Origin of the sequence: Pseudomonas sp. RW407, assembly GCF_003176655.1 — a bacterium.
In the GTDB taxonomy this organism is placed as follows: domain Bacteria; phylum Pseudomonadota; class Gammaproteobacteria; order Pseudomonadales; family Pseudomonadaceae; genus Pseudomonas; species Pseudomonas delhiensis.
The window spans coordinates 995107-1000135 of sequence record NZ_QGSL01000106.1 but is presented as its reverse complement, the minus strand read 5'-3'; the positions used below and the strand labels follow the sequence as shown (position 1 = coordinate 1000135).

General features: G+C 73.7%; 4 protein-coding genes. All 4 read right to left on the bottom strand.

Features of this window, described 5'->3' with window-relative positions; translation table 11 throughout:
* Positions 1–1273, bottom strand: a 1273-nt coding sequence (locus tag DK254_RS21220) for a hypothetical protein (RefSeq protein WP_218281431.1), incomplete at its 3' end; no start/stop codon positions are given.
* Positions 1270–2382 (bottom strand): DUF917 domain-containing protein, encoded by a 1113-nt coding sequence (locus DK254_RS21215; protein ID WP_109935354.1) that lies wholly within the window; start codon positions 2380–2382, stop codon positions 1270–1272. The genes DK254_RS21215 and DK254_RS21220, both read right to left, overlap by 4 nt.
* A 21-nt stretch (positions 2383–2403) precedes the next feature.
* Positions 2404–3990, bottom strand: coding sequence for a hydantoinase/oxoprolinase N-terminal domain-containing protein (locus tag DK254_RS21210; RefSeq protein WP_109935353.1), 1587 nt, complete (start codon positions 3988–3990; stop codon positions 2404–2406).
* Between the two features lie 11 nt (positions 3991–4001).
* Complete coding sequence (locus tag DK254_RS21205; protein ID WP_158546431.1) at positions 4002–4946, bottom strand: transporter; 945 nt, start codon at positions 4944–4946, stop codon at positions 4002–4004.
* Positions 4947–5029 lie beyond the last annotated feature (83 nt).

Below are 5029 nucleotides of genomic sequence, written 5' to 3'. Positions count from 1 at the left end.
CCCGCCCTTCCTGCCCCTCGCGGCGCGCAGCCACGCCCCGCAGCAGCAGATAGCAGGCAGCCGCCACCAGCAGCGAATCCAGCGCCGGCACCCAGGTCAGGGTGAACGGCCAGAACGCCTGCAATGTCGCCGCCAGCACCCCGCAGGCCCAGGCGCCGAAGGCTTCCAGCCGCCAGCGGCGCGGCTTGCGCACGGTGCCCCGCAGGTTCAGGTAGTAGTTGCACAGGTAGACCCCGCCCACCGGCGGCAAGGCTACGGCCAGCAGCGCCAGGTAATGCTGCAGGGCGTCGCCCAGGCCGGCCAGCCCCAGCACCGCGCCGAGTACCCCGGTGAACAGCGCCAGGCGCCGGCGCTGCACATGGGGCGCCACGCTGGCGCACACCAGGGTCGCCGCGTAGAGGTTGTAGGCGTTGGTCGACCAGGCCGAGAGCAGGATGATCAGCATCGCCGGCAGGCCCAGGCCGAGGGCGAGCATGATCGCCACCAGTTGCCGTTCCCCGGTGGCCAGGCTGGGCAGCCCGGCCAGCGCCAGCACCAGCGGGAAGCCCAGGCCGAAGGCGCAGAACACGGCCAGCAGCGCGCGGCCGGGCGATAGCGCGTGGCGGCAGATGTCCGGCAGCAGGATGCAGCCGATGACCACGCCGCCCACCACCAGCGACATGCCCTGCAGCACCGAATAGTCCCCGGCGCCGCCACCCGCGGGCGGCACGCCGTGGCCCTCCAGCGCCACCCAGCAGGCCCACAGCAGCAAGCCCAGCTTCAGCGGCGTGGCCAGCTGCGACAGCCCGTCCAGGGCGCGGAAGCCGACCAGGTTGGTGACCAGCATCAGCAGGCAGCCGGCCAGGCTCCAGCCCAGCGCCGGCACGCCTGCCAGGAAGGCCGGCGCGACCGCCGCCATGGCCTGGCCGAACAGGCCGGCGACCACCCCGAACCAGCCCAGCAGCGCCAGCGACAGCACCAGGTTGACGCAACGCCCACCAACGGAACCAAAGGCATCGAGGATCAGCATGTAGGTGCTCAACCGCGAGCGCGCCCCGGCATAGGCCGCGGGCAGCGCCAGCAGCAGGAGCACCGCGCCGCCGCCCAGGCAGGCCAGCAGCGCCTGCTGGCGGCCCAGGGCGTGGGCCAGTTCGGCGCCGGTGACGAAGCACGGCAGGGCGATCAGCGCGCCCATCAGGATCAGCCCGATGCGCCAGGCGCCCAGGCCTTCGCCAGGCGGCAGGGCGCGGGTGGCGTGGTCGCCGTCGGGCCGCGCGGGGGATAGCTCGTTCATGCTTGCGCCCTCCCCTGCGTGTCGGCCAGGAAGGAGCGCCACGGCGCCTCCAGGCCGAAGCGTTCCGGGCCCACCACCGCCAGCGCCGCCTCGCTGAGCAGGCACGGCGGCGCGGCGTAGGCCAGCAGGCGCACGCGCATGCCGTAGCGCAGGTTCTCGGCGGTCAGCGGCTCGGCGCTCTCGCTGTCCAGCAGGCACAGCAGGTCGGGCACCACCGCCAGCACACGCTCGCCCTGACGGGCGCGGAGGAACTCGTTCTGGATGTCGATGGCCACCGGTTCGCCGCTGCCGCTGGCCGGTTCCAGCAGCGCCTGGCCCCAGTGGAAGCCGTCGCGGGTCTCGTGGCGCACGTCGGCGACCTTGCCGTCGAACAGCTCGCGGGCGCGGCGCCCCGGCTCCAGGCCGTCGAGGAAGCGCACCAGCTCGGCCACCGGGTCGGCGCTGCCGGCGCGCGCCTCACGGATATGGCGGCCGATGCGCAGGGCCTGGGTCACGCTGCCCGGCACCGCGAAGCGCTTCACCCGGGCCCCGTCCAGCGGGTAGAGCACGCCGTACAGGCTGCCGCCCAGGCTCCCGGCCAGGGCCCGGACCATGCGTTCCAGGCTCGGGTTGTCGGCGGCGCTCAGGTGCGCCAGGTTGCCCAGCTCGTCGCTGAACAGCGCCGGCGAGGCGCTGCAGCCGTGGATGCCGAAGGTGGTCATGTCGATGTGCGGGAAGGCCCGACCGATACCGTCGGCGTCCACCAGCGGCAGGCCGCTCAGGGCCGCGGCGGCCAGCGGCAGCATGGCGTTGGCGCCACCGACCTCGGCGCAGACCAGCGCGTCTATGGGCCGCCCGTAGAGCGCCTCGGCCTGGCGCAGCAGGTGTTTCAGCGCGGTCTCGCTGAGCAGGTGCTCGACCAGCACGGTGGGCGCGCCTATCCCGGCGACGCTGACCACGAAGGCCTCGTCGGCGAGTTCGGCCAGCGGCAGCAGGCGCGGCTGCAGGCCCCGTTGCAGCTGGCGGCGCAGGAACAGCTCGCCGACATGGGGGTCGCCCCCGCCGCCGGTGCCCAGCAGCACGGCGCCGCGCGCCAGGTCCTGGCTGGAAAGGATATCGAAGCAAGGCATGGTCTGGACCTCTTCGGGGTTTCAGTGGGCGGCGGCCAGGGCCAGGTCGCCGACGGCGCGGACCTGCACGCGGGTAGCGCCGGCGCGCAGGTGGGTCATGGGCAGTTCGTTCAGTTCCACCACGTCGACGCTGGCGGGCTCGGCGCCGGCCTGCACGGCGGCGTCGATGGCCTCCTGGCGGGCCTGCCGCAGCACGCTTTCGCGGTTGCCCGGGTGCATCTGGAACAGGCGGTCGACGCGCCCGCTGACCTGGGCGATGGCCGCGCCTATGGCGTTGGCCACGTCCGCCCGGGCCGGGCGCAGCACCTGGGGAGCGCCCTGCAGCTGCATCGGCAGGAGGATGCTGCCGCCGCCCACCAGCACCACCGGCAGCGGCACGCTGCTGGTGCGCATGCGTTCCAGGGCCTGCTCCAGTGTCCCGCGGATGGCGGCCATGGCCTGCTCCACCAGGGCCGGTGCGAGGCCGGCGAGGCGCCGCGGGTCGCCGATGCCCTGCAGGCCGTGGGCAGCCACGGCGATATCGGTCGCGCACAGCGTGTCGCCACCGAACACCAGGGCCCGCTGGGGCAGGTGCAAGCCCAGGGATTCGGGGCCGAGCGTCGGCCGGCCATCGGTCAGGTGCACCCGGGTGCCGCCGCCGAGGGCGACGGACAGGGTGTCGGGCATGCGCAGGTTGCAGCGCACCCCGCCCAGCTCCAGGGGGCCGGCAGTCTGCCGCGGGAAGCCGTCGACCAGGGCGCCGATGTCGCTGGTGGTGCCGCCGATGTCCAGCACCAGGGCGTTCTCGAGGCCGGTAAGGAAAGCCGCGCCGCGCAGGCTGTTGGTCGGCCCCGCGGCGCAGGTGAGGATGGGGAAGCGCGTGGCCGCTTGCGGGGTGATCAGGGTGCCGTCGTTCTGGCTGATGAACAGCGGCGCATCCAGTTGCAGGCGGCGGAAGGCCCGCAGCAGGTCGCCGACCACCCGCCGCGCCAGCGGCTGCAGGCTGGCGTTGACGATGGCCGCGTTCTCCCGCTCCAGCAGGCCGATGCCGCCGACGTCCGCGGACAGTGTCAGGTGCAGGTCGTCGCCCAGGGCCTTGCGCAGCACCGCCGCCGCGTCCTGCTCGATGTCCGGGCGCAGCGGGGCGAAGGTCGAGGACAGCACCAGCGCCTCGGCGCCGCGCTGGCGGATCATTGCGGCGATGCGCCCGAGCTGGCGAACGTCCAGCTCGCTGTAGGTCTGGCCGTTGAACAGCGCGCCGCCGTCGGCCAGGTGGGCCTGCCCGTCGATGGCCTCGCACAGCTCCGGCGGCCAGCCCAGCAGCGGCGGCACGCCGTCGCCACGGGGCAGGGCCAGGCGCACCACCGCGACCCGCGCCAGCTGCCGGCGTTCGAGGAAGGCATTGAGCAGTTGGGTGGTCCCCAGCATCACCGCGGCCACCGCCGCCGGCTCCACCGCCGCCTCGCGCAGCAGTTCGGCGACCGCCGCCGCCACGCCGTCGCCGACCGCCTCGGTGGTGGGGCGCTTCAAGGCGCAGAGCACTTCGCGGCCGCACATCAGCACGGCGTCGGTGTTGGTGCCGCCGACGTCGATGCCGATGCGCAGCAGGGGGGTATTCTTGCGGACCATGGGCTCTCTCCTCAGAGCGAACGCGACCAGACGACATAGGCGGTATTGGCCGCCAGCGAATTGCGTGTGCTCACCGGCGCCAGCGCCTTGAACTTCAGCGAGCCGGCGCCGCGCGGCAGGTCGTAGGCCAATACCGGCCCCAGCGCGGTGGCGCGGTAGCGCCGGCCGTCCGGCTCGACGCGCGCGCCGTGCTGGCGGTCGTCGTCGAGCTGGCGCGCGTGGTAGCCGGCCAGGCCCAGTTGCCAGCGGCCGATGCGCTGGCCGGCGGCGAAGTTGAGGTTGGCCACGGTGCCGCTGCTGTAGTCGGTGGCCCGGTTCCGGGAAGCGACGTTGACGAAGGCGTGCAGGCTCAGCTCCAGGCCCTCGCCCAGGGCGTTCGGCCCGCCCAGGTAGGTGAGCGCGGCGTTGGGCACGAAGAAGTAGACGTTGCGCCCGGAGGTGTAGAGGTCCGAGGTGTTGTAGCGGCCGCTGGGGAACACCATCGAGTACGCCAGCTTGAGCGTCGCCCCGGTGGGCCGCTGGCCCGGGGCGGCGTCGCCCAGGTAGCGGCTCCACATCAGCAGGTCCGCGTAGAGGTCGCCGAAGCCCTGGTAGTGCTCGGCCTCGCCGTTGATCTCCATGCGCCCGCCGTTGACGCTGCCCTGCAGGCTGGAGGCCAGGGTGCCGCCGAGGAACTGACCGGGGTAGACGTAGAGCAGGCCCAGCGCGGCCACCTGGGCCGTCATGCTGCCCTCCAGCGCCGGGTCGCGGCCGCCGTCGTCGCCATGGAAGCGGTCGCCGCTGGCGTAGCCGAGCACCAGGCCGCCGTACAGCCCGGAAGTGGCCGGCAGCAGCGCCGCCCCCAGGTCGGTACCGCCCACCGGCCCGCCGTAGCTGGCCCCTTCGGCGGCGTATGCGCAGGCCAGCGGCAGCGCCGCCTGGCCGAGGAGTACTGCGGTCGTTCTTCGAAGGTTCATTGCACGCCTCCTGCGCCCTGCCGGCGGAACCGTGGCGGCCCGCGGCATGGCGGAGCTGGCGGCCTCGCGGGCCGCGTATTGTC